This window comes from Pedococcus dokdonensis, assembly GCF_900104525.1.
In the GTDB taxonomy this organism is placed as follows: domain Bacteria; phylum Actinomycetota; class Actinomycetes; order Actinomycetales; family Dermatophilaceae; genus Pedococcus; species Pedococcus dokdonensis.
In genome coordinates, this window is the sequence record NZ_LT629711.1 from 3520077 (window position 1) to 3545048 (window position 24972).

Genomic DNA, 24972 nt, shown 5'->3' on the forward strand with positions numbered 1-24972 from the left:
GCAGTGACGACGCTGTGCTTGCTGGACGACGAAGCCCGCACCAGCCGGTGCGGGCTTCGTGACCGTCAGCGGCGACCCGGTGGCGGCTTGGTCTTGGTCGGCTTGGGATCGGGCGTCTTGGTCTTCTCCGGCTTCGGCGGCGGGTTGTAGCCGGTGGAGGTGTAGAGGCCGATCGTCGAGCCGCGCAGGGCCGAGCCGCTGGGGTTGGTGTAGACCACGATCCCCTGGCCGTAGCCGCTGTTGGTCTGGCCCGCGACCTGCACGAGGAAGCCGGCCTCCTTGAGCCGCGCCGTGGCCTCGCCCACCGACATGCCGCTGACGTAGGGGACCGAGATCCGGTCGCCGTTGATGATCTTGTTGCTCGGGTCGTCGAACTGCCGCTCGGGCAGGCCCTGCGAGGCGTTCTCGATGAGCTTCTTCCAGATCGGTGCGGCGATGTCGCCACCGAAGACGCCGCCGTAGTAGCTGCCGCCGAGGCTGATGCCGTTCATGCCGCGCTGCGAGTAGGGGGTGCCCACCCAGACGGCGGCCGCGCGCTGCGCGGTGTAGCCGACGAACCACGACTCGACGTGCTTGTCGGTGGTGCCGGTCTTGCCTGCCGCGGGTCGCGACCCGAGCGAGGCTCGCGTCCCCGTGCCGCCCTTGATGACGCCCTGGAGCAGCTCGGTGGCGCCCTTGGCGACGTCGGGGTCGATGACCTGCTTGCAGGTGTTCGCGCCGAGCTTGAGCGGCTTCTTGTCGGCCGTGGTGATCGACAGGATCGGGTTCGGCGGGCAGTACTTGCCGTTGTTGGCGAGGATCCCGTACGAGCTGGCCAGCGTCATCGGGGTGACGTCACCGGTGCCGAGCACCGAGCTCGCGTAGCACGGCAGCGCCGGACCAGCACCCGTGTGCAGGTGCATCTTCGTCATCGTGTTCAGCACGTTGCGGGCGCCCAGCTTGAAGGTCAGTGAGGCGAACGCGGTGTTGATCGAGTCGGCCGTCGCCTTTTTGAGCGGCAGCGGCTTGCCACCGATCGCGTAGTCGTTGTGGATCGTGTAGGGGCCGCCCGGCGCGCACTGGCCGATCTCCTGCGGGGTGTAGACCGCGCCCTTGGACGTGCTGGCGAACTTTGACGGGACCGTGCCGTTGACCGGGGTGCCGGTCTCCAGCGCCCGCACGATCGCGAACATCTTGGCGGTCGAGCCGAACTGGAAGCCGGCCGTGCCGTTGTACTTCTCGTCGACGTTCCAGTTCACCTGGGTGTAGCCGTAGGCGTTCTGCTGCGCCTTCGTGGTCGGGTACTTGGTGTTCTGGACCATGGCCAGCACCCGGCCGGTGTTCGGCTCGATGATGGTGGCCGCACCGCCGACCAGCTTGGACCGCTGCGCCTTCGACTTGTCCGCGGGGTCCTTCGGGAGGGCCTTGTTGTTGAACGGCACGCGCTCGGTGAGGTCCTGCAACGACTCCTTCTGGATCTGCGGGTCGAGGGTGGTCTGGATGGTCAGGCCGCCACCGGTGATGTTCTTGATCCGCTCGGGCTTGGTCTTGCCCAGCACGTCGAGGCTGTGGTTGTCGAGGTCCTTGAGGTACTCCATGACGTAGTTGCAGAAGTACGGCTGGGACGAGGCGGCGCAGTTGCTCAGCGGGTTCTTGATCTTGAGCATCTTCTTGACCGGGATCGCCTTGGCCGACTTGAGCTCCTTGGCCGAGATGATGCCGAGGGCGTACATCCGGTCGAGCACCACGTTGCGGCGGGCCTGCGCCTTCTCCGGGTAGTTGCGGGGGTCGGTCTTGCCGGGGTTCTGGACCAGACCGGCGAGCAGCGCCGCCTGCGAGAGGTTGAGCTTCTTCGCGCTCACGCTGAAGTAGTGCTGCGAAGCCGCCTCCACGCCATACGCGAGGTCGCCGTAGTAGGCCAGGTTGAGGTAACCCTGCAGGATCTGGTCCTTGGTCATCTCCTTCTCGAGGGTGACCGCGTACTTGATCTCCTGGATCTTGCGGGCCGCGCTCTTGCGGACGGCCGCCTGGGCGGCCTCCTCGTCGTTGGCCCGCAGGGCGTTCTCCTGCAGCGTCAGCTTGACGTACTGCTGGGTCAGCGTGGACGCACCCTGGACGTCGCCGCCCTGGGCGTTCGACGCGACCGCACGCATGATGCCGCGGGGGTCGACACCGCCGTGCTCGTAGAACCGGCTGTCCTCGATCGCGATCTGCGCCTTCTGCATGATCGGCGCGACCTGCTTGAGGCTGACGACGATGCGGTTCTCCTGCTGCGGCGTGGCGAGGATGCCGCCGCGGGCGTCCTTGATGGTCGACTGCTGCGAGAGCTGGGTGGCGGTGAACTCACCCGGGAGGTCGTCGAACATCTTCACCCCGGAGGTCGCGGCGCTGCCGGTGGCCCCCACCGCGGGGATCAGCAGGCCGGCCGTGAGCAGGCCCATGACCATCGCCGTGGCGACGAAGGCTCCGAGCAGGCTGACGACGTTTCCGAGGTTGGTGGCGCGTCCTTGCATGTCGACAGGGTAACTGGCGAACCTTGGCCAGCCGGTTTCCCGAGGCTGCGGACGCAGACGGTGCTGCTCCGGCACCTGGCGACCGTGGCGTTGGCGGCCGTCTGGCCGCCGCTGAGGGCGATCTGCTTCCAGGACACGCCGATGGCGTCGATCCACGTGGCCGGCGCAGGCCACGGCCCCCGTCAGGGTCCGTGGGGCGCAAGTGAAACAGCGCTGCGAAATGAGCCTGCGAGGGCGGATTTGACCCTAGTTTTCGCACCGTCCATCGGAGCGAGACGGGATGGCTCGGAATGACTAGTCCCTTTGGTCATCCCAGAACTACACGAATGGGCCATGTCGTGGAAGTAGTTGCACTTCCTATCGTTTCCACACGTCGATACGGACATTAGACGCAGGGTGAAGCGTCTGCAGCAGCAGTATCTGGAGGCACTGGAAATGACTATCGCACCGGAGCGGCCGAGCGGCCAGCCCGTCGGAACGGGGTGGCAGGCCGACTGGGCCCCGCTGGGTTCCTGCTCGAAGACGGACCCCGACGCGCTGTTCGTCCAGGGCGCCGCCCAGCAGACCGCCAAGGTCGTCTGCCAGCGGTGCCCCGTCATCGCCGAGTGCCTCGCCGACGCCCTCGACAACCGCACCGAGTTCGGCGTGTGGGGCGGGATGACCGAGCGCGAGCGCCGGGCCCTGCTCAAGCGTCGCCCCAACATCACCTCGTGGGCCGCCCTCTTCGCGGCCGCTCGCACCCAGGCCCCGACCGACGCCGAGAGCGCCTGACCCCACCAGACCTCCGCACCCCCTTGCGGACCCCCCGACTCCCCCTGTCGGGCCGACGGAACCCCTGACCGATCCCCCACGGTCCAGGGGTTCTGCGGCGTCCGGGGGCGTAGGGAGCTCGTCAGGGGGTGGTGAGGGCGGTGCCGACGGCGCGCAGCCCGTCGAGGTCGTGGATGTCCTGGGCCGAGGCCGGCACCTCGACCACGGGTATGCCGGGGTGCCCGGCGGTGAACCGCGCCGCCAGCCGCTCCTGCCGGGCCGCCGTCTCCGCGAGCGCGGCGTGCAGCCGCAGCAAGCCCTCGGTCGTGGCAGCGGTGGTCGAGCGGGTCTGCGGGTCGGCCTGCGGGTCGGTCTGCGCGTCGGCCAGCTGCTCGGCGCCGGCGAGGGCCCGCGCGGCCGTGAGGGAGGGGGCGGCCACGCGCTGGATGCGGTTCACGACGAGGCCGGCGAGCGGCATACCCTCCTCGTCGAGGCGACCGGCGAAGAAGGACGCCTCGCGCAGTGCGTCGCGCTCGGGCGCCGCCACGACCACGAACGCGGTCTCGGAGTCCTTGAGCAGCGCGTAGGTCTGGTCGGCGCGCTCGCGGAACCCGCCGAACATGGTGTCGAGGGCGGCGACGAAGGTCTGCACGTCCTGGAGCAGCTGGCCGCCCAGCACCTTGGAGAGGGTGCCGGTGACGACGTTGACCCCGACGCTGAACACTTTGAAGCCGGCGCGGCCCCCGGCCTTGGCCGGGGCCGAGAGGAGCCGGATGAACCGTCCGTCGAGGAAGGAGCCGAGCCGCTTGGGCGCGTCGAGGAAGTCGAGCGCCGACCGCGACGGGGGAGTGTCGACGACGATCAGGTCCCAGCGACCGTCGCGTCCGGCCTCGGCGCGCAGCTGGCCGAGCTTCTCCATCGCCATGTACTCCTGCGTGCCGGCGAACGAGCTGGACACCGCTTGGTAGAACGGGTTCGCGAGGATCTGGGCGGCCTTCTCGGGGGTGGCGTGCTGCTCGACCACCTCGTCGAAGGTGCGCTTCATGTCGAGCATCATCGCGTCGAGCGAGCCCCCCGCCCCGCCACCGGCCGCGTCGGACCCGATGCCAGCCACCGGTCGCGGGGTGTTGTCGAGCTCGGTCAGCCCGAGCGACTGAGCAAGTCGGCGGGCCGGGTCGATCGTGAGCACGACGACCCGACGGCCGTGCTCGGCCGCCCAGAGCCCGAGCGCGGCGGCGGTCGTGGTCTTGCCGACGCCACCCGCGCCGCAGCAGACCACGATGCGCGTCGCCGGGTCGGTGAGCAGGGCGGCGAGGTCGAGCCGCGGGGCAGCGGCGGCGGAGGCGCTGGCGGAGGAGCTGGCGGCCGGGGCGGCCGAGGTCGTCTTGCGGGCTCGCGTGCGGGGCGGCATCAGACCATCCCCTGCTCGGCCACGGCGCGGGCCAGGACGGTGATGCCGCCCGCTTCGGTGCCCTCGGCGAGCAACGGGAGCCGCACGGTCAGCCGTCCCTCGGCTTCGAGCACGGCGTCCTGCTCCCGCTCGAGGGCGACGCGGTCGGCGTGGTGGCCGCCGTCGTCGAGCAGACCGGTGACCAGTCCGTCGGTGACGCGGATGCCGGCCGTCTCGAGGTCGGCGGTGATCCCCTGGGTCAGCCGGGCGGTGCGGCGTCGTCGCACCGCGGTGAGGGCCTTGTCGGACAGCAGCGGGTCGCGCAGCTGGTTGACGACGATCGCGCCGAGCGGCAGGTCGGTGCGGCGCAGGTCGGCGAGGGCGTCGACCGTCTCCTGGACCGGCATCTCCTCCAGCAGGGTCACCACGTGCACCGCGGTGGTGTGGCTGCGCAGCATGCGGGTGATGGAGTCGGCCTGCGACCGGATCGGCCCGACCTTCGCGACGTCGGCGACCTCCGCGTTGACGTTGAGGAACCGGACCACGCGACCGGTGGGCGGGGCGTCGAGCACCACCGCGTCGTAGGTCGGCGCGGCGGGGCCCTTGCCGGACCGCCGACCGGCCGCCTCGTAGACCTTGCCGATCAGCAGCACGTCGCGCACCCCCGGCGCGATCGTCGTGGCGAAGTCGACCGCCCCGAACCGGTCGAGCACCGACATCGCCTTGCCGACCTTGTAGAACTTCTGGAGGTACTCGCGCAGCGACTCCTTGGCGTCGACCGAGATGGCCCAGAGCTGGCCGCCGCTGCGGTCCTGCACGATCCGCGTCTCGGTGTGGCCCAGCGGCGGCACGTCGAAGGTCTGCGAGATCCCCTGCCGCCCCTCGACCTCGGCGAGCAGCACCCGCTTGCCCTGCCGGGTCAGCGCCAGGGCGAGCGCCGCCGCGACCGTGGTCTTGCCCGTGCCGCCCTTGCCGGTGACCACGTGCAGCCGGACCTTGGACAGGTCGTGGGTGGCCTCGGGCATGGGTCCAGCCTAGGAGGCGAGCAGGTCGACCGCGTCGAGCACCTTCGCGAAGGCCGGGTGCTCGGGGTCGATCAGCCCGTAGTGCCCGCCGCCGTCCACTGGGGTGAGGCGCACGTTCGGCGCGCGGTGCGTCGCGGCATACCGCTCGCTGAGCTCGAACGGCACCACGTCGTCGTCGCGGGCGTGCACCAGCACGGTCGGTATGGCGGGGGCGAGCCGGGCAGGGTCGGCCGCGGCATACGCCTCGGGCACCTCGGCCGGCCGGCCGCCGAGCAGCGTGGGGATGGCGTCGCCGCCGACCCCGGTGGCCTCGCCGTGCGCGAGGTCGACGACGCCGGCCAGGCTGACCACGCCGCGGAGGCCGTGCGCCCAGGGCTGCGCGGCCGCCCAGGTGACCAGCTGGCCGCCCGCGGAGTGGCCGACGAGCACCCACGGGTGGTCGAGGTCGGGGTCGCGACGGATCGCCCGGATGCCGGCGGCGACGTCGTCGGGGGTGCCGGGCCAGCCGCCGCCGGGCATGCCGGGGCGGCGGTACTCCAGCACCCCGGTGGGGTAGCCGGCGTCGGCGAAGGCCTGGGCCTGGCGGCTGGCGTGGGCCCGGTCGTACTCGGGGCGCCAGAACCCGCCGTGCACGACGACGACGGTGAGCCGGCGGGTCACCCGCTCGGGCAGCCGCACGTCGTAGACCTGGGTGGGGTCGTCGCCGTAGGACATCGTGCGGGTCGGCGGACCGGCCCGCTCGTCGAGCACCTGGATCGGGTCACGGGCCATGCGACCATCCTGCCAGCGGTGGCTAGGCTGGCGGCATGAACCTGAGCTCCACCAAGAAATGGGAGTACGCGACGGTGCCACTCATCGTCCACGCGACCAAGCAGATCCTCGACCAGTGGGGCGAGGACGGCTGGGAGCTGGTCCAGGTCCTCACCGGACCCGACGGCAACGGCCTGGTCGCCTACCTGAAGCGGGAGAAGGCCTGACATGAGCGCAGTTGAAGACCGCCTGGCCGAGCTCGGCCTGACCGTGCCCGACGTCGCCAAGCCGGTGGCTGCCTACGTCCCGGCCATCCAGGACGGGCGCCGGATCTACACCTCGGGCCAGCTGCCCATGGTGTCCGGTGAGCTCGTCCAGACCGGCAAGGTCGGTGACGGCCACGGGCTGGTGCCGGCCGAGGACGCCAAGAAGCTCGCCGAGATCTGCGCGCTCAACGCGATCGCCGCGGTCAAGGGCCTCGTCGGCGACCTCGACAAGGTCACCCAGGTCGTCAAGATCGTCGGCTTCGTCGCGTCCGACCCGTCGTTCACCGGCCAGCCCGGTGTCATCAACGGTGCGAGTGAGCTGCTGGGCAAGGCGTTCGGCGAGGCCGGCGTGCACGCCCGGTCGGCCGTCGGTGTCGCCGTGCTGCCGCTGGACGCCCCCGTCGAGGTCGAGATCGTCGTCGCCCTCGCCGACGACTGAGCACTGTGCGCCCGGTTCCCCACCGATTCGACGTGAACATGCCGGTGAATCCGGGCGCGTTGACATCGAATCGGGGAGCCGGGAGGGGTATGCCGTGGTGATCCGCGAGTTCCCGATCGCCGACTCCCCGTCGCTGCGGGCCCGGGCCGATGCCTGGCTCGCGTCGCCCGACCCGGCCGGACCGGTGGTGCCCAAGCGGGCCGCCACCGTGATGTTCGTGCGGGACGGCGACGCGGGTGTCGAGGTCTTCATGCTGCGCCGGGTCGCGACGATGGAGTTCGCCCCGCGGATGATGGTCTTCCCCGGCGGTGGGGTCGACCCACGCGACGCGGACGCGGCCCTGCCGTGGGCCGGCCCCAGCCCGGCGGAGTGGGCCGCGCTGCTCGAGGTCGACGAACCCACGGCACGGGTGCTGGTGGCCGCGGCGGTGCGCGAGGTCTTCGAGGAGTCGGGCGTGCTGCTGGCCGGCCGGTCCGCCGACGAGGTGGTCTCCGACGTCAGCGGCGAGCACTGGCACGAGCAGCGGCGACGGCTGCTCGACCGCGAGGCGTCGCTGTCCGAGGTGCTCGAGGAGCACGGGCTGGTGCTCCGGTCCGACCTGCTCGGTTACCGGGCGCACTGGATCACCCCGGAGTTCGAGGCGCGTCGCTACGACACCCGGTTCTTCAGCGCCGCCGTCCCCGAGGGGCAGCGGGCCGACGACGACACCACCGAGGCCGATGTGGCGGACTGGGTGCGACCGGCCGAGCTGTTGCAGGCCTGGCGCGACGGGCAGGCGCTGATGCTGCCGCCCACGGTCGTGGCCGTCGAGGAGGTGGCCGCGGCGACGTCCGCGGCCGGCTTCATCGCCGAGACCCCGGTCATCGCCCCCGTGCAGCCCGAGCTGGTCGACACCGGCGACGGCCTCGTGATGCGGGCGGACCTCCCCCGATGACTGCAGGAACCTTTGCTAGCAAAGGAAACTCAGTGGTGGACAGCTTGCAACCTGTCCACGAACGAGGAACCCTTGCTAGCAAAGGTTCGTGCAGGGGGAGGTGGGGGTGACGCCCGGCCCGGCGCAGGCCCCTGAGCCGTCTGCGGCCTTCGGCGACTGGCACGGTGGTCAGGTCACCGAGCGGGCGCTCTGCATCCTGTGTCCCAACCCGAGCCCGATGACCCTCGACGGCACCAACACCTGGGTGCTGCTCGAACCCGGCTCCACCGAAGCGGTCGTGATCGACCCCGGGCCGCTCGACGAGGGCCACCTGCGTGCCGTGGTCGACGCGGTGGCAGCCCGCGGCGCCCGCGTCACGCAGACGATCCTCACCCACGGCCACGCCGACCACGCCGAGGGAGCCGACCGGTTCGCCGAGCTGACCGGCGCCCCCACCCGCGCGGTCGGCCGCGGCCACGACGACCTCGCCGATGGCGACGTGCTGACGACCGGTGGGCTCGACCTGCGGGTCGTCGCGACGCCCGGGCACACCTCCGACTCGCTGTCCTTCGCCCTCGCCGCCGACCACGCCCTCCTCACCGGTGACACCGTCCTCGGCCGCGGCACGACGGTGGTCGCGCACCCCGACGGTGAGCTGGCGGCATACCTCGACTCGTTGGAGCGGATCTCGGCACTCACCGGTGGCGGGACGGTGACCTCGATCCTGCCCGGCCACGGGCCGGTCGTGCCCGATGCGTCGGCGATGGTCGCGTTCTACCGCACCCACCGCGCCGAGCGGCTCGAGCAGGTGCGCCAGGCCCTCGCCGACGGCGCGGCGTCAGCCCCCGACCCGGTGCAGGCCGTCGTCGAGCAGGTGTATGCCGACGTGCCCCGCGAGGTCTGGCCGGCTGCGGCCCAGAGCGTGGCGGCGCAGCTGGACTACCTCCGCGCGCACGGCTGAGCCCCGGCGGCGCACCGCGGGTGCCGGGGACCGCTCCCCATCGACCTCGCCCACATCCCTCCCTAGCGTCGGTGACTCATCAAACGGGAGGGAACCACCATGAACACACGCACCATCACGCGCCCGCGACTGGGGGCCGGTCTGGCTGTCGCGACGCTGCTGACGGCCGCCGTGGCCGCGGTCGCGCCGGGGATCAGCGACGCCGCGGCCCCATCGGCCCATCCGGCCGCTGCTGCCGCCGCGACCAAGACCACCTGGGAGCCGCGCTGGCACTCGGAGTTCGGCGGCAACGCGCCGGCGAAGTGGAAGGGGGTGCCGGACACGTCGCGCACGGCCTGGAGCACCGCGAACCGGATCATGGTCAGCCAGGCCAAGAAGTCGCAGGCGCACTACCTGGCCCGCAACGTCGACCAGCGCAGCGGCAACCTGGTCATCACCACCGAGCGGCACTGCGTGAAGAAGTCCGCCACGCACACGAACTTCGACCTCTACACGAACGCGACCGCGTCCGTGGCACCCTGCGGCGCCGGCAAGAAGGCGGTCTACTCGTCCGGCCGGCTCGACATGCTCGACGCGGGCAAGCAGCTGAGCGGCAACTTCAAGGTCGAGTTCCGCGCCTCGATGCCGGACCAGCCTGCCGTCGGCACCCGCCAGGCGTTGTGGATGCACAACACGGACCAGTACTGCGACAGCGTCGATGCCCTCACCAACCTCGGTGAGTTCGACGCGCTGGAGTGGTACGGCGACCGTCCTGGCCGCACCACCGCCACGACCCACATGTCGTGCAAGGGCAACGGGGACTGGAAGACCATCCGCCGCCAGCACGCCGGCCCGATGTCCAACGCGGACAACACCTTCCACGTCTGGTCGGTCGAGAAGGTCGGCAAGCGGGTGAAGTACTTCATGGACGGCAAGCAGCTCGACGGCAAGGACGTCTGCGGCGCCGGGAAGTTCACCCTCACCGCACCGGTGAGCTGTGCCCAGGTGATGGGGCTGCCCTACTTCCTCATCATGAACGGTGAGGTGTTCAAGGACGGCAACAACGGCACCGGTCACCGCAGCCCGCTCGACGGCCGGCGGTTCCCGAAGCAGCAGCTGCAGGTCGACTGGGTCCGCACCTACACCGGCTGACCCCCCCGCAGACAGGGGTATGCCGCGTGGCCGGGCCACGCGGCATACCTCGGTCTCGTGCTGGCGGGCGCTCGCTGTGGAGGCGCTCGCTGTGGGGGCGCTCGCTCAGCGCGCGCGACGCTTGAGGCGCTCGACGTCCATCAGGAGCACGGCACGGGCCTCGAGCCGCAGCCAGCCGCGGGTGGCGAAGTCGGCGAGCGCCTTGTTGACCGTCTCGCGGGAGGCGCCGACCAGCTGGGCGAGCTCCTCCTGGGTGAGGTCGTGGGCGACCAGGATGCCCTCCTCGACCGGGCGGCCGAAGCGGGCCGAGAGGTCGAGCAGCGCCTTGGCGACGCGGCCGGGGACATCGGTGAAGACGAGGTCGGCGAGGTTCTCGTTGGTGCGGCGCAGTCGCTTCGCGAGCGCGGCGAGCAGGACCTTCGCGACGCCCGGGCGGCCCTCGAGCAGGCCGTTGAGGTCGTCGTTGCCGATCCCGAGCAGCTGGGTCTCGGCCACGGCGGTCGCGGTCATGGTGCGTGGACCGGGGTCGAACAGGCTGAGCTCGCCGAACATCTCGCCGGGACCGAGGATCGCGACGAGGTTCTCGCGGCCGTCGGCGCTGCGGCGGCCGAGCTTCACCTTGCCCTCGCGGATGACGTAGAGGCGGTCGCCCTGGTCGCCCTCGGTGAACAGCACGTCGCCGCGCTCGAGCCGGGTCTGCGTCATCGAGGACATCAGCGTCGTCGACGCCTCGTCGTCCAGCGCTGCGAACAGCGGGGCCTTCTTCACCACGTCGTGATCCACGGGCGACAGTGTGCCACGTCGGTTGTGCCATGGTCGGCCGCGTCGGATGTCTGTCTCGCACCGTAGGCTGTGCTGGTGTCTGGAGCCCCCGCCCGCGCCGCCGCCGACGAGACCCCCGTCGCGCTGACCCGGCGTGCCAGGCGGATCTACCGCATGCTGCACGAGCACTACCCCTACGCGCACTGCGAGCTCGACTTCGCCAACCCGCTGCAGCTGCTGGTGGCGACCGTCCTGTCCGCCCAGACCACCGACGTGATGGTCAACAAGGTCACGCCGGTGCTGTTCGAGCGGTTCCCCGACGCGGCCGCGCTCGCCGGCGCCGACCGCGAGGAGCTCGAGACGCTGCTCAAGCCGACCGGCTTCTTCCGGGCCAAGACCAACTCGGTGATGAAGCTCGGCGCCGACCTGGTCGAGCGGTTCCACGGCGAGGTGCCGCCGCGGATGAAGGACCTCGTCACCCTGCCCGGCGTCGGCCGCAAGACCGCGAACGTCGTGCTCGGCAACGCCTTCGGCATCCCCGGCATCACCGTCGACACGCACTTCGGGCGACTGGTGCGACGGTTCGGCTGGACCACCGAGGAAGACCCGGTCAAGGTCGAGGAGGTGGTCGGCAAGCTCATCCCGCGCAAGGAGTGGACGATGCTCAGCCACGTGCTGATCTTCCACGGCCGGCGCACCTGCCACGCCAAGAAGCCCGCCTGCGGCGCCTGCCCGATCGCCCGGCTGTGCCCGTCCTACGGCGTGGGTGAGACCGACCCGGTCAAGGCCGCGAAGCTGCTCAAGTACGAGCTCGCGCCCGGGGCCGTCAACCCCTATGCAGCCGTGCCCGGTTCGGCGGGAGCAGCTGCGTCGTGACGTCCGGCCGCCCCGCCTGGCTCGACCGCGCCCGCGCCGCGATCGCCGCGGCCGACCGCGGCTACTTCCAGGCCTTCGCGCCGCCGCCGGAGGGTGGTCGGCGGTCCAGCGTGATGATGCTGTTCGGCCCGGCGGAGGGCGGCGGCGAGGACGTCGTGCTCACCGAGCGCGCCCACACCCTGCGCACCCAGCCCGGCGACATCTCCTTCCCCGGGGGCAAGCGGGAGCCGTCCGACGCCTCCGACGCCGCGGCCGCCCTGCGCGAGACCCAGGAGGAGGTCGGGATCGACCCCGCCTCCATCGACGTCGTCGAGACGCTGCCGGAGATCTACCTCAGCCCCCGCAAGTTCGTCGTCACCCCGGTCCTGGGCTGGTGGCGCGAGCCCGGCGGGGTCGACGCCATCGACCCCACCGAGGTGCACCGGGCGGTGCGGGCGCCGCTGGCCGCCCTGCTCGACCCGGCGGCGAGGTTCACCGTGTCGCACCCGAGCGGCTACCGCGGGCCCGGGTTCGAGTTCGACGGGTTGTTCATCTGGGGCTTCACCGCCGGGTTGCTGTCGGCTGTGCTCGATTTCGGCGGTTTGACCCAGACGTGGGACCGTAGCGTCGAGCGTCCCCTGCCCGACCGCTACCGGCCGGGTGGCCCCCGGGACGCGCTGACCAGGACCGCGACGGAAGGCCGAGCCTGATGTTCCTCGGACTGACCGTCCTCGACTACCTGCTGATCCTGCTGTTCATCAGCTATGCCTTCACCGGGTTCCGGCAGGGCCTGGTGGTCAGCGTGCTGTCGCTGGCGGGGTTCCTCACCGGTGGCGCGATCGCGATGTGGCTCGTGCCGCTGGGGATCGAGCGGTGGTCGTCGCTCGAGTCCTCCCCGCTGCTGCGCTCGGTGGTCCTGATCGCGGGGGTCTTCATCCTCGCCTCGCTCGGCCAGGCGGTGGCGGTGACCATCGGCGGGTCGCTGCGGTCCAAGCTGAAGATCAAGCCGGCCCAGTGGTTCGACGCCAGCCTCGGGGCGGTGGCGGTCGTGGTGTCGGCGGCGGTGCTCGTCTGGTTCATCGCCGGCGCCCTGCGCGGCGGTGCCCCCGCCCCGATCGCCAAGGCGATCGGTGAGTCCCGGGTGCTGCGCACGATCGACCGGGTGGTCCCCCCGGGCACGTCGCGGTTGTTCGCGGGGTTCCGCGAGGTGCTCGACCGAGAGGGCTTCCCGCGCGTCTTCGACGGCCTGGAGAGCGAGCGGATCACCCCGGTCGCGCCACCCGACGCGGCGGTCGCGCAGACCGCCGGAGTGCGTCAGGCGGCGTCCTCGGTCATCAAGATCACCGGAGTGGCGGCCGCCTGCAACCGCGGCCAGGAGGGCAGCGGCTGGGTCGTCGCGCGCGAGCGCGTGGTGACCAACGCCCACGTCGTCGCCGGGATGCAGTCGGCGACCCTGCGCATCCACGGGACCGGACGGTCCTACACCGGTCGCGTGGTCCTCTTCGACGCCAAGCGCGACCTCGCCGTGCTCGCCGTGCCCGGGCTGCCGGCCGAGCCGCTGCGCCAGGGCGCCGACCTCGCCCGTGGCGACAGCGGTGTCGTCGCCGGCTTCCCGCTCGACGGCCCCTACCGGCTCGACCCCGCCCGGGTCCGTGAGGTCGTCGACGCCCGCGGCTCCGACATCTACGGCCGGCCGGGCACCAGCCGTGAGGTCTACTCGCTCTACGCGCAGGTGCGGCCCGGCAACTCCGGTGGGCCGCTGCTCGACCCCGACGGCCGGGTGGTCGGAGTGGTCTTCGCCAAGTCGCTCGACGACGACCGCACCGGCTACGCGCTGACGATGGACGAGGCCCAGCCGGTGCTCGACGCCGCGTCGGCCGCCGCGTCACCGGTGGACACCGGCGCCTGCGTCGCCGGCTGACCCGGGCTCTCCCGCACTTATTGCGTCTGGGTGGTCACGGGTTCCGGGGGCCTCGCCGACGATCTGCGCGCAACACGTCGCGGGACGGGCGTGCGGTCAGGGGAGCGTGGCGAGCCAGTCGAGGAGGTGCTGGTTGACCACCTCGGGGGCCTCCTCGGGCAGGAAGTGTCCGGCGTGCGGCACCAGGTGCCGCTCGAACCGCCCGGTCACGTAGTCCGCCGACCCGCCGGCAGTGTCGGCGAGGACGGCGCCGTCGTGCTGGCCGTGCAGCTGGAGCACCGGCAGGCTGATCGACGTGCGCATCCGGGCGGCGAACCGCCACCCGTCGGGCCGCACCTGGCTGCGCACCACCCACCGGTAGTACTCCGCCGCCGAGTGCGCCACGAACGGCAGCGCCATGGCGTCGGAGTAGATCCGCGCCTCCTCGGGCGACGGCCAGATCCCCTCGGGTGACGCCCACTCGCGCAACAGCCGCTGCACGTAGCCGCCGTGCACCGTCATCTGCCGCTCGGGCACGAACGGCCGCTGCAGGCCGCCGAGGTAGGAGTTGGCCCTGAGCTGGCGTGGGTTCGAGAACGACGCCTTCCGGAACACCAGGGGGTGCGGCATCGACAGCGACGCGATGGCGCGGGTGACGGTGGGTTGCAGGGTCGGCATGCTCCACGCGATCCAGCCACCCCACCCGTGCCCGACGACCACGGCCCGCGACGCCCCGAGCGAGCGGAGCACGGAGGCGACATCGGTCGCCGAAGTCCGGGTGTCGTAGCCGCGCGGGGGCTTGTCGGACGCGCCATACCCGCGCAGGTCCATCGCGCACGCGCGGTAGCCGGCCTCGGCGAGCGCCGCCATCTGGTGTCGCCACGCCCACCAGAACTGCGGGAAACCGTGCAGCAACAACACGATCGGGCCCTCGCCCTGCTCGGCGACGTGGAACCGCGCGCCGTTCGCCGCGACGAACCGGTGCTCCCACGGGCCCTCGATGAGGGCCATCGAGGCGTCGAGGCTCATGACTGGGTATGCCGTTCGGCTGGGTGTCTGGGGACGGTGGCGGTGGGGTGCGGGGCGTCGGCCGTCAGGAGGCGGACTTCACGGCGGTGACGGTGTCCTGGGCGTTCTTGATGGTGCGCTCGGGCTTGCCCTTGATCTTCTTCATGCTGTTGCGGCCGAGCACGGCCAGGACCGCCGCGACGAGGAAGAGCAGGCCGGTGGTGATGAGGTAGCCGGCCCACTCGGGCAGCCAGATGTCGAGCACGGCGACGATGGTGTGGAAGAGGAAGATCAGGCCGAGCAGCGCCACGAACGCCGCCGCTGCGAACATGCCGGCTCCGGCGCCGGCCTTCTTGGCGTCGGCCGCGATCTCGGCCTTGGCGAGCGCGATCTCGCTGCGGACGATGGTCGAGACGTCGTGGGTGGCATCAGCGACGAGCTGGCCGATGGTCCGCTCCTGCGACGAGTCCTTGGCAGTGGTCATGGGTCGTACCTCCGGTTCTGCGGCACCTGCCCGCCCCACGACCCTACCCAGAACGCGAGGACCGACGCCCGTCCAGCACGGCCCCTAGACTCGGCGGTCGATGGACAGGCGGCTCGGCCAAGGAAGGACGTCATGAGAGCAAGAGACCTTGCGCAGGAGTTCCCGACCGTGCAGGAGTCGGCGGATGCCCTGCAGGCGTCGCGCACCATGGCCGAGAGCGGTCGCCCGGGCCTGGTGGTCCTCGACGCCGCCGGCCGGGCGCGGACCATCCTGCCGGGCTCGCAGGTGCTGCGCTTCGCCATCCCCCGCTACGTGCAGGAAGATCCGCGCCTGTGCCGGGTGTACGACGAGAAGACCGCTGACGAGCTGTTCGGGCAGCTCTCGGGCAAGAGCGTCCGGGACCTGCTGCCGGACGCCGACGACCACGCCGAGCTGCCAGTCGTCGATGCCGACGCGACGTCGATCGAGGTGGCCGCCGTGATGGCCCGGATGCGCAGCCCGCTGGCGGTCGTCCAGGACGGTGACACGATCCTGGGAGTCATCACGGTGAGCCGGCTCCTGCGGGCACTGCTGCCTGAGGAGAACCCTGCCCCATGACCACCGCGCTCGTGGTCACGGCGTTCATCGCCGCGTACGTCCTCATCGCCACCGAACGCATCCACCGGGTCGCCGCTGCCCTGTGGGGCGCTGCAGCGATGGTGCTGCTCGGGGTCGTCGATGCGAAGACCGCGTTCTTCAGCGAGGAAACCGGTGTCGACTGGAACGTCATCTTCCTGCTGCTCGGGATGATGATCATCGTCGGCGTGCTGCGTCAGACCGGCATCTTCGAGTACCTGGCCATCTGGGCGGCCAAGCGGGCGCGGGGCAAGCCGTTCGCGGTGATGACGATGCTGATCGTCATCACCGCGGTCGCGTCGGCCCTCCTCGACAACGTCACGACGGTGCTGCTCGTGGCTCCGGTCACCTTGCTCGTGTGCGACCGGTTGGGCATCAAACCCGTCCCCTTCCTCATCGCCGAGGCGATGGCGTCCAACATCGGTGGGGCGGCGACCTTGGTGGGAGACCCGCCGAACATCATCATCGCGAGCCGGTCGGGGCTGACCTTCAACGACTTCCTCGTGCACCTTGCGCCGGTCGTCGTCATCCTGCTCGTCGTCTTCGTGGGGCTCTGCCGGGTGATGTTCCGCTCCGCGCTGACCTACGACGAGGCCAGGGTCCAGGCCGTGATGGAGCTGGACGAGCGTGAGGCAATCGAGGACAGGGGACTCCTGCTGCGCTCGCTGGGGATCCTGGCGCTCGTGCTCGTCGGCTTCATGACGCACTCGGTGCTGCACGTCGAACCCTCGGTCGTCGCGCTGCTCGGAGCAGGCGCGGCCGTGGCGGTCTCCCGCTTGGAGCCGTCCGACTACCTCGCCGAGGTGGAGTGGCCCACCCTCGTGTTCTTCGGCGGGCTGTTCGTCATGGTCGGCGCGCTCGTCAAGACCGGTGTCGTCGAGCACATCGGCCAGAGCCTCACTGATGCGGTGGGTGACCGGCTGTTCCTCGCCAGCTCCGTCGTGGTCGCCGGCTCGGCCGTGCTGTCCGGGGTCGTCGACAACATCCCGTACGTGGCCACGATGGCTCCGATCATCAAGGATCTCGCGGGGCCGCTGGGTGTCGACGCGCAGCACGACTCGTTGTGGTGGGCGCTGGCGCTGGGCGCCGACCTCGGCGGTAACGCGACGGCGGTGGGCGCGAGCGCGAACGTGGTCATCCTGGGCATCGCCGCCCGCAACGGCCACCCCATCAGCTTCTGGACCTTCACGAAGTACGGCCTGGTGGTCGCCTTCGTGACCGTCGCGCTGTCGTGGGTCTACCTCTGGCTGCGCTACTTCGCGCTGGCCTGAGGCTGGTCGGCGGCGAAGCAGTCCGGGATCCCGTCACCGTCGGCGTCGAGGGTCTCGGTCTGCTCGATCCGCCGGTACACGGTGTTGCGCCGCCGCAACACCACCGCAGCGAGCGCGGCGGCGATCAGTGACGCGACGAGGACGGCCACCTTGACGTGCTCGTCGCGCGCGCTGCCCGGCCCGAAGGCGAGCTCGCCGACCAGCAGGGACACGGTGAACCCGATCCCCGCGAGCAGCGAGACGCCCGCGATGTCGGCCCACGCGAGGTCGTCATCGAGCTCCGCGCGCGTGAAGCGGGCGAAGAGCCAGGTGCCGCCGAAGACGCCGAGCAGCTTGCCGGCGACCAGGGCCACCACGACAGCGATCGCAGCTTCGTCGGCCAGCGTGTCGGAGAAGCCGCCGCCGACGACCCGGACACCGGCTGCGAAGAAGGCGAAGACCGGCACGGCGACGCCGGCCGACAGCGGGCGCATGCGGTGCTCGAAGCGGTGGGCGACGTCGACGTCTGCGGCCAGGCTGCTGACCCGCGGGACACTGGCTCGTGCCTTCACCGGCACGACCAGCCCGAGCAGCACACCGGCGACCGTCGCGTGGACCCCCGAGGCGTGCACCAGTGCCCAGGTGACGACGGCGAGCGGCACGAGCATCCACCAGTACGCCACTCGCCTCTGCACGAGTGCCGCAAAGCCGGCCAGCGGAAGGGCCGCCAGAGCGAGCATCCCGAAGTGCACCTCGCTGGTGTAGAACACGGCGATGATCGTGATGGCCACCAGGTCGTCCACGACGGCGAGGGTGAGCAGGAACGAGCGCAGCGAGCTGGGCAGGTGCGTGCCGATCACCGCGAGCACGGCGAGGGCGAACGCGATGTCGGTGGCCGTGGGGATCGCCCAGCCGCGCAGGGCGGCACTGCCACCACCCAGGGAGGCGACGGTCACGGCATACAGGATGGCCGGGACGGCGACCCCGCAGAGGGCGGCCGCGACCGGCAGGGCCGCCTTCGACGGGCTCCGCAGGTCGCCGACGATGAACTCGCGCTTGAGCTCGAGCCCGGCCACGAAGAAGAAGATCGCCAGGAGCCCGTCGGCCGCCCACGTGCCGAGGGACAGATCCAGGTGCAGCGCGTGCGGTCCGACGGTGAGGTCGCGCAGAGCCGAGTAGCCCTCGTGCCACGGCGAGTTCGCCCAGGCGATCGCGACGAGTGCGGCAACCAGAAGCAGCGCTCCGCCGACGGTCTCGGTGCGCAGTGCGGCGGTGACGAACTGTGCCTCGGTCCAGGTGGACCGGCGCAGGAGTCGGGGGCGCGAAGGGGTCAGGGTCACCTGGGGCGCCTTTCAGGGTCAGGTCTGCGAGGGACGCCGCCGTGGAGGCGGTGCCGCCGACCAGACTTCCCGGCTCACCAGCGCCAGTCTATCGAGCAGGAGCCCGGTAGGCCGCGGTGCCCAGCTCGCGGACGCTGCCGGTCAGCTCGTGGGACGGTCCTGCGGGGGGCGGGCGCCGGCGAGCAGCTCGCGGAACATGGCGGCGAGCGCCGCGTCGTCGGCGGGGCTCGCGCTCACCTCGCCTGCCTGCGTGAGGGTCTTCTCGAACTCGAGTCCGGGCCCCTCGACGACGGTCATCTTGACCCGCTCGAGCGTCTGCCGCAGCGCCGACTTGGCGAAGCTCGCGCCGTGCCAGCCGTACCCGACGCAGCCGACCGGGAGCCCCTCCCACTCGGCGTAGAGGAAGTCGATGGCGTTCTTCAGGGCCGCGTTGTAGCCCCGGTTGTACTCCGGCATGACCAGGACCAGCGCGTCGGTCGCCTGCATCGCCGCCGACCAGCGCCGGGTGTGCTCGTGGGCGTAGTTGCCGTCGGCGGGCTGGCCGGGCTCGTCGAGGAACGGCAGCGCGAGCTCGCGCAGGTCGTGCACCGTGACCTCGACGTCGGCCGGCACGGCGTCGAGCACCCACTGCGCGATGTGGTGGCCGATCCGCGTGGGACGGGTGCTCGCGATGACGACGGACAGGCGCGTGGGGCTCATGGCGGCAGCCTAGGGGCGGGCTCGGGGGTCAGCGCCGGGTGAGGCGTTCCACCCAGTCGGGGGGCCACGGGGTGCTGCGGGCCGGACCGGGGCCGCTGCGGTCGAGGTGGACGGTGACGTACCGGCCGCGGGCCGCGCGGGCCCGGGGCGCCCCCTCGAACTCCTCGCCCCACACCTCGAACTCGAAGGTCATCGAGGACCGCCCGAGGTTCGTGACCGACAGGGTCGTGGTCACCTCCTGCCCGAAGTAGAGGGGCGCCTCGAAGTCCGCCTCGAACCGCACCCGCGGAGCCACCGGGAAGTAACCGTCCAGCCCGCGCTCACGGACCAGCTGCGCCTCCACCGACTCGACCAGCCGGGTCACGGTGCTGTTGTGGTAGATCCCGGCCGCGTCGGTGTCGACCCACTCGATGCGCGACCGGGCCTGCGCCGTGGCCACCGGAGGGGGTGCCGACTGGTCGGTCATGCGTCGACCCGTTGGGCCGGCTTCCAGCGCAGGTGCACCTCGTCCTCGGCGCCCTCGCGGAGCAGGGCGAGCCGCGGCGGGATCTTGTCGGTGCGCGCGGTGGGCGGGCGGCGCCGGCCCGCCTTCCACGGGTCCGGCCACTCGGCCGCCAGTCCGACGTACTCCTGCTCCGCGGCGGCGTGCAGGGTCCACATCGGGTCGTAGAGGTGGGTCCGGCCCAGGGCGCACAGGTCGGCGCGGCCGGCGAGCAGGATCGAGTTGACGTCGTCGTGCGACGAGATCGCGCCGACGGCGATGACCGCGACACCGGCCGGTCGGGCCACCTCGTGGCGGATCCGGTCGGCGAAGGGTGTCTGGTAGGACCGCCCGAAGGCCGGCTGCTCGTCCTTGGTCACCTGCCCGGACGAGACGTCGATCGCCGCCGCACCGTGCGCGATGAAGGCGCGCGCGATCTCGACCGCGTCGTGCTCGGTGTTGCCGTCCGGCACCCAGTCGGTGGCCGAGATCCGCACCGTGACGGGTATGCCGTCCGGCACCACCTCGGTGACGGCGTCGAAGACCTCGAGCGGGAAGCGGAGCCGGTTCCCCAGCGAGCCGCCGTACTCGTCGGTGCGGACGTTGGAGACGGGAGACAGGAACGACGACAGCAGGTAGCCGTGTGCGGCGTGCACCTCGACGAGGTCGAAACCGGCCTCGACCCCGCGTCGGGCCGCATCGCGGAAGTCGGCGACGACCTGGTCCATGTCGGCGCGGGTCATCTCGCGGGGCACGTGGCAGTCCTCGCCGTAGGGGAGCGCGGACGGCCCGAAGACCTCCCAGTTGCCCTCGGCGAGGGGCTCGTCCATGCCCTCCCACATCAGCTTGGTCGAACCCTTGCGACCCGAGTGACCCAGCTGCAGGCCGATCTTCGCGGTGCTGCGCTCGTGGACGAAGTCGACGATGCGCCCCCACGCGTCGCGCTGCTCGTCGTTCCAGAGCCCTGGGCACCCGAGCGTGATCCGACCCTCCGGCGAGACACAGGTCATCTCCGACATCACCAGACCGGCGCCCCCGAGGGCCTTGGAGCCGAGGTGCACCAGGTGGAACTCGCCGGGCAGTCCGTCGACGGCGGAATACATGTCCATGGGGGACAGGACGACCCGGTTCTTCAGCTCGAGTGCGCCGATCCGCACCGGCTGGAACATCGCCGGGGCCAGCTCGTCGGCGGCGCCAGTTCCGGCGCCACCCACGGACTGTCGCGCGAAGGCCGCCTGGATGCGCGCGGCGAACTCGCGGTCCCGGTCCTTGAGGTTCTCGAACGTGATCCGGCGCGATCGGGTCAGCAGGTTGAAGACGAACTCGTCGGGGTCCTGGTCGGCATACATCCCGATGTTCTCGAACCACTCGAGGCTGGCCTGCGCGGCACGCTGGGTCGACTCGACCACCGGCTTGCGCTCTTCCTGATATGCCGCAAGGGCTTCCGGCACGGAGTCGTGATCGTGGAGGCAGGCGGCCAGGGCCAGGGCGTCCTCCATCGCGAGCTTGGTGCCGGACCCGATGGAGAAGTGTGCGGTGTGCGCGGCGTCACCGATCAGCACGACGTTGTCGTGGTGCCAGGAGGTGTTGCGAACCGTCGTGAAGCTCAGCCACTTGGAGTTGTTGGTGAGGATCTGGTGGCCGGCGAGGTCGTCGGCGAAGATCTCCGCGACGCGCTCGACCGCGTACTCGTCCGAGACCCCGGGTGGGAACACCTCGTCCTCGGTGCGGTCGAACCCGGCCCGACGCCATACCTCCTCGTGCATCTCCACGATGAAGGTGGAGCCCTGGTCGGAGTAGGGGTAGCCGTGGATCTGCATGGTCCCGAACTCGGTGTTGCGCACGATGAACTGGAAGGCCTCGAAGACCAGGTCGGTGCCGAACCAGATGTACTTGTTGTGGCGCGGGTCGAGGCTGGGCCCGAAGGCGTCGGCGTAGCGCCCGCGGACCTGGGAGTTGAGGCCGTCCGCGGCCACGACCAGGTCGTGGGTGCGGCGCAGCTCATCGGCGTCGGGGGCCATCGTGCGGTAGTGCACCTCGACGCTGAGCTCGGCCACCCGCGTCTGCAGGATGTGCAACAGCTCCTTGCGGCTCATCGCCGCGAAGCCCTGGCCGCCGATCGTCGACGACCGCCCGTCGATCGCCACGTCGATGTCGGTCCACCGGGCGAACCGGCTCTCCATCGCGCGGTAGATGGTGGTGTCGGCGCTCTCGATCCCGCCGAGTGTCTCGTCGGAGAAGACCACCCCGAACCCGAACGTGTCGTCGGGCGCGTTGCGCTCCCAGACGGTCACCTCGTGGGCCGGGTCGAGCTGCTTCATCAATGCGGCGAGGTAGAGGCCGCCCGGACCACCGCCGACGATCGCGATCCTCATGAGTTCTCCTGGGTCAGGTCGCGCAGCTTGAAGTGCTGGAGCTTGCCGCTGGTGTTGCGGGGCAGCTGGTCGACGAAACGCACCCGGCGCGGGTACTTGTACGGCGCCAGGGTGGCCTTGACGTGGTCCTGGATCTCGCGGGCCTTGGCGTCGTCACCGACGACGCCCTCCCGCAGCACGACGAAGGCGCTGACGATGGAGCCTCGCTCGGGGTCGGCCTCGCCCACGACACCCGTCTCGACGACGTCGGGGTGGGTGTCGATGGCGGCCTCCACCTCGGGGGCGCCGATGTTGTAGCCGGACGACACGATCATGCTGTCGGTGCGCGCCCGGTAGAAGAAGTAGCCGTCCTCGTCCTGGACGAAGGTGTCGCCGGTGACGTTCCACCCGTCGACGACGTAGGCGTGCTGCCGGTCGTCGTCGAGGTAGCGGCAACCCACGGGCCCGATGACGGCGAGCCGTCCCTCGGTGCCCGGTGGCACGGGCTGGTCGTCCGGGCCGAGCACCGTCGCGCGGTAACCGGGAACGGGCTTGCCCGTGCTCCCGGCGCGGATGTCGTCGCCGGCGGCGGAGATGAAGATGTGCAGCATCTCGGTGGCGCCGATGCCGTCGATGATGGCGAGCCCGAGCTCGGCCCGGATCGCCTCCCACACCTCCTGCGGGATGTGCTCGCCGGCGCTCACCGCCGCGCGCAGCCCGCGCAGCTTCGGGAGGTGGCCGGCTTTCATGATCTGCTTGTAGGCGGTGGGGGCGGTCGCGAGGACGGTCACCCCGTGCGCCTCCACCAGCTCGGCCAGCTGGGCGGGCGTGGCAGCCTCGGTGACGAGCGCACAGGCGCCGGCCCGGAGCGTGAAGACGACGAGCATGCCGAGCCCGAAGGTGAAGGCGAACGGGGCGGTGCACGCCACCACGTCGTCCTCGGTGAGCCGGAGCGTGTGCCGGCCGAAGGTGTTGTCGATCGACAGGATGTCGCGGTGGAAGTGCGTGGTGATCTTCGGGACGCCGGTGCTGCCGGACGTCGGGCCGAAGAGGGCGACGTCGTCCGCGGCGGTGTCGACCGCTGCGAACGTGCCCGGCTTGGACTGGCTGCGCCGGGTGAGGTCGTCGTCCGTGTCGCCGCCGTAGGCGACCACCACGAGGTCGGGGGCCACGGTGTCGCGCACCGTCTCGACGTCCTCGACGAACCGGTGGTCGACCAGGGCGACGGCTGGCCGGGTCTTCTCGACGATCGGTCCGAGCTCGCGGGCGCGCAGGGCCGCCATGGTGGTGACGACGACACCTCCGGCCTTGAGCGTGCCCAGCCAGGCGGCGACGGTCCACGGGTTGTTGGGCGAGCGGAGCAGCACCCGGTTGCCCGGCACGAGGCCGAGGTCCTCGGTGAGCACGGCCGCGACCTGGTCGACCCGCTCCTGCAGCTCGCCGTAGGTCCACACCGTCCCGTCGGGGGTGCGCAGGGCTGGCCGGTCGGCGCCGTGCCGCGCGATGGTGGCGTCGAGCAGCTCCACCGCGGCGTTGAGGCGCTCGGGGTACTGCAGCTCGGGCGTCGTGAACTCCAGCGTGGGCCAGTCGGCGGCCGGCGGGAGGTGGTCACGCGCGAAGGTGTCGGTGTAGCCGCTGGGGGAGAGCGCGGCGTCGTCGGTCGGGCTCGGCATCAGTGACCTCCGGGGGTGGCGCGGATCATGCCTTCCTGGACGACGGTCGCGAGGTGCTCGCCGTCGGGGGTGAAGAAGCGGCCGTGGCCGACGCCGCGGCCGGCGTCCGCCGCGACCGCGTCCTGCGTGTAGAGCAGCCAGCCGTCGAGCACACCGGGGGCCGGCGGGCGGTGGAACCACATCGCGTGGTCGAGGCTCGCCGTCACGAGCCCGGGCTGCGCCCAGGCCAGGTCGAGGACCCGCAGCACGGGCTCGAGGATGGTGTAGTCGCAGACGTAGGCCAGCGCGGCCAGGTCACGCTGGGCGTCGGTGAGCCCGTCGACCGGTCGCAGGGCGTCGAACGGCTTGACCCACAACGCCTGCTGCGGCGTGCTGCCGCCGTCCACCTCGAGGTAGACCGGCCCCGGCAGGTGCCGCATGTCGAAGCTGCGCCCGGATGCCCAGTACTCCTTGGACTCCGCCGTCATGGTCGTGCCGTCCCCCGGCTCCCGGTCCGCGAGGTATGCCGCCGCGCTGGGCAGGCTGTCGGGTGCGGGGACGTCGTGAGCCGGCTGCGCGGCATACCGGCCCCCGGCCTCGCCGGCGGCGAAGCTGGCGAGGCAGGTGTAGGCGGCCTTGTCGTTCTGGAAGGCGCGGACCTGGCGGGTGGCGTAACCGCGACCGTCGCGCAGCACCTCGACCTCGTAGGTGACCGGGGCGCCGATGTCCACGGGCCGCATGAAGTAGCTGTGCATCGAGTGCAGCACCTTGCCGTCGGTGACGGTGTGCATCGCCGCGGCGGCCGCCTGTGCGACCATGTCTCCGCCGTAGGCCTTCGGCCAGGGGCACGGCTGGGTGGTGCCGATGAAGGCGACGTCGAAGTGCTGCGCCGCAACGGGTTCCAGCACGAGGGCGTCGGTGACGATCTGGGACGTCGGGTGGGTCACGGGCGATCCGACCAGTCGCGCAGCTCGGCGTCGGTCACCTGCGGGAGGTTGACGACGATGTTCTCGGGGGTGCGGGTCGTCATCCAGGTGAGCGGGTTGTTGCGGTCGAGGTTGCACTCGACGTGGGGCATGAACGGCGGCACGAAGACCCAGTCGCCCTCGGCCATGTCGAGGTAGTCCTCGAAGCGCTCGCCGAAGTAGATGCGGGCCCGGCCCGACAGGACGTAGCCGCCGGTCTCGGCCTCGCCGTGGTGGTGCGGCACCGAGCGGTAGCCGGCGTCGTTGCTGACCTTGCCGAACCAGAGCCGCTTGGCCGGGGTGTGCTGGATGCTCACCCCGGAGATGCGGCTGGCGCCCTCGGACTGGCCGGTGTCGCCCACCTCGAGACCACCGCGGGTGACGACCGGCACCACGAGGCCGTTGGAGTCGGCCCACGCCGAGGCGTCGCCCTCGAGCTGGTACTTGCTGAAGTCGGGTTCCACAGGTCGCTCCTTGGTGGGTTCGGTCA

At 71.3% G+C, this 24972-nt stretch carries 25 protein-coding genes; 11 read left to right on the forward strand and 14 right to left on the reverse strand.

Annotated elements, in window-relative coordinates; translation table 11 throughout:
- Window positions 1-65: 65 nt before the first annotated feature.
- Complete coding sequence (locus BLQ34_RS16615; protein WP_091788027.1) at window positions 66-2492, reverse strand: transglycosylase domain-containing protein; 2427 nt, start codon at window positions 2490-2492, stop codon at window positions 66-68.
- 435 nt (window positions 2493-2927) lie between these two features.
- Between BLQ34_RS16615 and BLQ34_RS16620 the strand changes: the two genes are divergently transcribed.
- Window positions 2928-3263: a WhiB family transcriptional regulator gene (locus tag BLQ34_RS16620; protein ID WP_091788031.1), complete on the forward strand. Its 336-nt coding sequence runs from the start codon at window positions 2928-2930 to the stop codon at window positions 3261-3263.
- 121 nt (window positions 3264-3384) lie between these two features.
- Here BLQ34_RS16620 and BLQ34_RS16625 read toward each other — a convergent pair whose 3' ends face one another.
- The 3 genes from BLQ34_RS16625 to BLQ34_RS16635 are packed head-to-tail and all read right to left on the reverse strand — an operon-like array spanning window position 3385 to window position 6428.
- Window positions 3385-4653: an ArsA family ATPase gene (locus BLQ34_RS16625; protein WP_091788034.1), complete on the reverse strand. Its 1269-nt coding sequence runs from the start codon at window positions 4651-4653 to the stop codon at window positions 3385-3387.
- Window positions 4653-5657: an ArsA-related P-loop ATPase gene (locus BLQ34_RS16630; RefSeq protein WP_091788037.1), complete on the reverse strand. Its 1005-nt coding sequence runs from the start codon at window positions 5655-5657 to the stop codon at window positions 4653-4655. Before BLQ34_RS16630 ends, BLQ34_RS16625 begins: the two co-directional genes overlap by 1 nt.
- 9 nt (window positions 5658-5666) lie before the next feature.
- Complete coding sequence (locus tag BLQ34_RS16635; protein ID WP_091788040.1) at window positions 5667-6428, reverse strand: alpha/beta hydrolase family protein; 762 nt, start codon at window positions 6426-6428, stop codon at window positions 5667-5669.
- 35 nt (window positions 6429-6463) lie between these two features.
- Here BLQ34_RS16635 and BLQ34_RS16640 point away from each other — a divergent pair, with 35 nt between their 5' ends.
- The 5 genes from BLQ34_RS16640 (at window position 6464) to BLQ34_RS16660 (ending at window position 10117) form a co-directional block, all read left to right on the forward strand.
- Complete coding sequence (locus tag BLQ34_RS16640; RefSeq protein WP_091788044.1) at window positions 6464-6634, forward strand: DUF4177 domain-containing protein; 171 nt, start codon at window positions 6464-6466, stop codon at window positions 6632-6634.
- A 1-nt stretch (window position 6635) separates the two neighbouring features.
- Window positions 6636-7112: a RidA family protein gene (locus BLQ34_RS16645; RefSeq protein ID WP_091788047.1), complete on the forward strand. Its 477-nt coding sequence runs from the start codon at window positions 6636-6638 to the stop codon at window positions 7110-7112.
- A 94-nt stretch (window positions 7113-7206) separates the two neighbouring features.
- Window positions 7207-8046 (forward strand): NUDIX hydrolase, encoded by an 840-nt coding sequence (locus tag BLQ34_RS16650; RefSeq protein WP_197674732.1) that lies wholly within the window; start codon window positions 7207-7209, stop codon window positions 8044-8046.
- 217 nt (window positions 8047-8263) lie between these two features.
- Window positions 8264-8986: an MBL fold metallo-hydrolase gene (locus tag BLQ34_RS16655; protein WP_091790134.1), complete on the forward strand. Its 723-nt coding sequence runs from the start codon at window positions 8264-8266 to the stop codon at window positions 8984-8986.
- A 99-nt stretch (window positions 8987-9085) separates the two neighbouring features.
- Window positions 9086-10117, forward strand: coding sequence for a glycoside hydrolase family 16 protein (locus BLQ34_RS16660; RefSeq protein WP_091788049.1), 1032 nt, complete (start codon window positions 9086-9088; stop codon window positions 10115-10117).
- A gap of 105 nt (window positions 10118-10222) precedes the next feature.
- On the opposite strand, the gene BLQ34_RS16665 is transcribed toward BLQ34_RS16660, so the two are convergent.
- The gene (locus BLQ34_RS16665; protein WP_269457304.1) at window positions 10223-10900 is read right to left on the reverse strand and encodes a Crp/Fnr family transcriptional regulator; all 678 of its coding nucleotides are present in this window, start codon (window positions 10898-10900) and stop codon (window positions 10223-10225) included.
- A 75-nt stretch (window positions 10901-10975) separates the two neighbouring features.
- Here BLQ34_RS16665 and nth point away from each other — a divergent pair, with 75 nt between their 5' ends.
- The 3 genes from nth to BLQ34_RS16680 are packed head-to-tail and all read left to right on the forward strand — an operon-like array spanning window position 10976 to window position 13655.
- Window positions 10976-11755 carry an endonuclease III gene (gene nth / locus BLQ34_RS16670; protein ID WP_091790138.1) on the forward strand — a complete coding sequence of 260 codons (780 nt, stop codon included), beginning with the start codon at window positions 10976-10978 and terminating at the stop codon, window positions 11753-11755.
- Entirely contained in the window at window positions 11752-12444 is a 693-nt protein-coding gene (locus BLQ34_RS16675) for an NUDIX hydrolase (protein ID WP_231961329.1), read from the forward strand. Before nth ends, BLQ34_RS16675 begins: the two co-directional genes overlap by 4 nt.
- Window positions 12444-13655 carry a MarP family serine protease gene (locus BLQ34_RS16680; RefSeq protein WP_091788052.1) on the forward strand — a complete coding sequence of 404 codons (1212 nt, stop codon included), beginning with the start codon at window positions 12444-12446 and terminating at the stop codon, window positions 13653-13655. The genes BLQ34_RS16675 and BLQ34_RS16680 overlap by 1 nt, the downstream gene beginning before the upstream one ends.
- A 96-nt stretch (window positions 13656-13751) precedes the next feature.
- Here BLQ34_RS16680 and BLQ34_RS16685 read toward each other — a convergent pair whose 3' ends face one another.
- Together BLQ34_RS16685 and BLQ34_RS16690 are read right to left on the reverse strand one after the other, a co-directional pair.
- Window positions 13752-14663, reverse strand: a complete 912-nt coding sequence (locus BLQ34_RS16685; RefSeq protein ID WP_091788055.1) for an alpha/beta fold hydrolase — start codon at window positions 14661-14663, stop codon at window positions 13752-13754.
- Window positions 14664-14727: 64 nt separating this feature from the next.
- Complete coding sequence (locus BLQ34_RS16690; protein ID WP_091788058.1) at window positions 14728-15126, reverse strand: phage holin family protein; 399 nt, start codon at window positions 15124-15126, stop codon at window positions 14728-14730.
- A 132-nt stretch (window positions 15127-15258) separates the two neighbouring features.
- Between BLQ34_RS16690 and BLQ34_RS16695 the strand changes: the two genes are divergently transcribed.
- Together BLQ34_RS16695 and BLQ34_RS16700 are read left to right on the forward strand one after the other, a co-directional pair.
- Entirely contained in the window at window positions 15259-15723 is a 465-nt protein-coding gene (locus BLQ34_RS16695) for a CBS domain-containing protein (RefSeq protein WP_091788061.1), read from the forward strand.
- Window positions 15720-17012: an ArsB/NhaD family transporter gene (locus BLQ34_RS16700; protein WP_091788064.1), complete on the forward strand. Its 1293-nt coding sequence runs from the start codon at window positions 15720-15722 to the stop codon at window positions 17010-17012. Before BLQ34_RS16695 ends, BLQ34_RS16700 begins: the two co-directional genes overlap by 4 nt.
- On the opposite strand, the gene nhaA is transcribed toward BLQ34_RS16700, so the two are convergent.
- The 7 genes from nhaA to BLQ34_RS16735 form a co-directional block, all read right to left on the reverse strand.
- Window positions 16994-18331, reverse strand: coding sequence for a Na+/H+ antiporter NhaA (gene nhaA, locus BLQ34_RS16705; protein WP_091788067.1), 1338 nt, complete (start codon window positions 18329-18331; stop codon window positions 16994-16996). The genes BLQ34_RS16700 and nhaA overlap by 19 nt on opposite strands.
- A gap of 141 nt (window positions 18332-18472) precedes the next feature.
- On the reverse strand, window positions 18473-19030 hold the full coding sequence (locus BLQ34_RS16710) for an NADPH-dependent FMN reductase (protein ID WP_091788071.1): 558 nt from the start codon (window positions 19028-19030) through the stop codon (window positions 18473-18475).
- A gap of 28 nt (window positions 19031-19058) precedes the next feature.
- A complete protein-coding gene (locus BLQ34_RS16715; RefSeq protein WP_091788074.1) occupies window positions 19059-19496 on the reverse strand; it encodes an acyl-CoA thioesterase in 438 nt (145 codons plus the stop codon).
- Window positions 19493-21886, reverse strand: a complete 2394-nt coding sequence (locus BLQ34_RS16720) for a bifunctional salicylyl-CoA 5-hydroxylase/oxidoreductase (protein ID WP_091788077.1) — start codon at window positions 21884-21886, stop codon at window positions 19493-19495. The genes BLQ34_RS16715 and BLQ34_RS16720 overlap by 4 nt, the downstream gene beginning before the upstream one ends.
- Entirely contained in the window at window positions 21883-23538 is a 1656-nt protein-coding gene (locus tag BLQ34_RS16725; RefSeq protein WP_091788080.1) for an AMP-binding protein, read from the reverse strand. The genes BLQ34_RS16720 and BLQ34_RS16725 overlap by 4 nt, the downstream gene beginning before the upstream one ends.
- On the reverse strand, window positions 23538-24464 hold the full coding sequence (locus tag BLQ34_RS16730; RefSeq protein WP_091788083.1) for an acyl-CoA thioesterase: 927 nt from the start codon (window positions 24462-24464) through the stop codon (window positions 23538-23540). The genes BLQ34_RS16725 and BLQ34_RS16730 overlap by 1 nt, the downstream gene beginning before the upstream one ends.
- A complete protein-coding gene (locus BLQ34_RS16735) occupies window positions 24461-24946 on the reverse strand; it encodes a cupin domain-containing protein (RefSeq protein ID WP_091788085.1) in 486 nt (161 codons plus the stop codon). Before BLQ34_RS16735 ends, BLQ34_RS16730 begins: the two co-directional genes overlap by 4 nt.
- Window positions 24947-24972 lie beyond the last annotated feature (26 nt).

Bases quoted from the DNA above. Each gene is read 5' to 3' on its own strand.
- BLQ34_RS16615 (WP_091788027.1), bottom strand. From the start codon at position 2,492: ATGCAAGGACGCGCCACCAACCTCGGAAACGTCGTCAGCCTGCTCGGA.
- BLQ34_RS16620 (WP_091788031.1), top strand. From the start codon at position 2,928: ATGACTATCGCACCGGAGCGGCCGAGCGGCCAGCCCGTCGGAACGGGG.
- BLQ34_RS16625 (WP_091788034.1), bottom strand. From the start codon at position 4,653: ATGCCGCCCCGCACGCGAGCCCGCAAGACGACCTCGGCCGCCCCGGCC.
- BLQ34_RS16630 (WP_091788037.1), bottom strand. From the start codon at position 5,657: ATGCCCGAGGCCACCCACGACCTGTCCAAGGTCCGGCTGCACGTGGTC.
- BLQ34_RS16635 (WP_091788040.1), bottom strand. From the start codon at position 6,428: ATGGCCCGTGACCCGATCCAGGTGCTCGACGAGCGGGCCGGTCCGCCG.
- BLQ34_RS16640 (WP_091788044.1), top strand. From the start codon at position 6,464: ATGAACCTGAGCTCCACCAAGAAATGGGAGTACGCGACGGTGCCACTC.
- BLQ34_RS16645 (WP_091788047.1), top strand. From the start codon at position 6,636: ATGAGCGCAGTTGAAGACCGCCTGGCCGAGCTCGGCCTGACCGTGCCC.
- BLQ34_RS16655 (WP_091790134.1), top strand. From the start codon at position 8,264: ATGACCCTCGACGGCACCAACACCTGGGTGCTGCTCGAACCCGGCTCC.
- BLQ34_RS16660 (WP_091788049.1), top strand. From the start codon at position 9,086: ATGAACACACGCACCATCACGCGCCCGCGACTGGGGGCCGGTCTGGCT.
- BLQ34_RS16680 (WP_091788052.1), top strand. From the start codon at position 12,444: ATGTTCCTCGGACTGACCGTCCTCGACTACCTGCTGATCCTGCTGTTC.
- BLQ34_RS16685 (WP_091788055.1), bottom strand. From the start codon at position 14,663: ATGAGCCTCGACGCCTCGATGGCCCTCATCGAGGGCCCGTGGGAGCAC.
- BLQ34_RS16690 (WP_091788058.1), bottom strand. From the start codon at position 15,126: ATGACCACTGCCAAGGACTCGTCGCAGGAGCGGACCATCGGCCAGCTC.
- BLQ34_RS16695 (WP_091788061.1), top strand. From the start codon at position 15,259: ATGAGAGCAAGAGACCTTGCGCAGGAGTTCCCGACCGTGCAGGAGTCG.
- BLQ34_RS16700 (WP_091788064.1), top strand. From the start codon at position 15,720: ATGACCACCGCGCTCGTGGTCACGGCGTTCATCGCCGCGTACGTCCTC.
- BLQ34_RS16710 (WP_091788071.1), bottom strand. From the start codon at position 19,030: ATGAGCCCCACGCGCCTGTCCGTCGTCATCGCGAGCACCCGTCCCACG.
- BLQ34_RS16715 (WP_091788074.1), bottom strand. From the start codon at position 19,496: ATGACCGACCAGTCGGCACCCCCTCCGGTGGCCACGGCGCAGGCCCGG.
- BLQ34_RS16720 (WP_091788077.1), bottom strand. From the start codon at position 21,886: ATGAGGATCGCGATCGTCGGCGGTGGTCCGGGCGGCCTCTACCTCGCC.
- BLQ34_RS16725 (WP_091788080.1), bottom strand. From the start codon at position 23,538: ATGCCGAGCCCGACCGACGACGCCGCGCTCTCCCCCAGCGGCTACACC.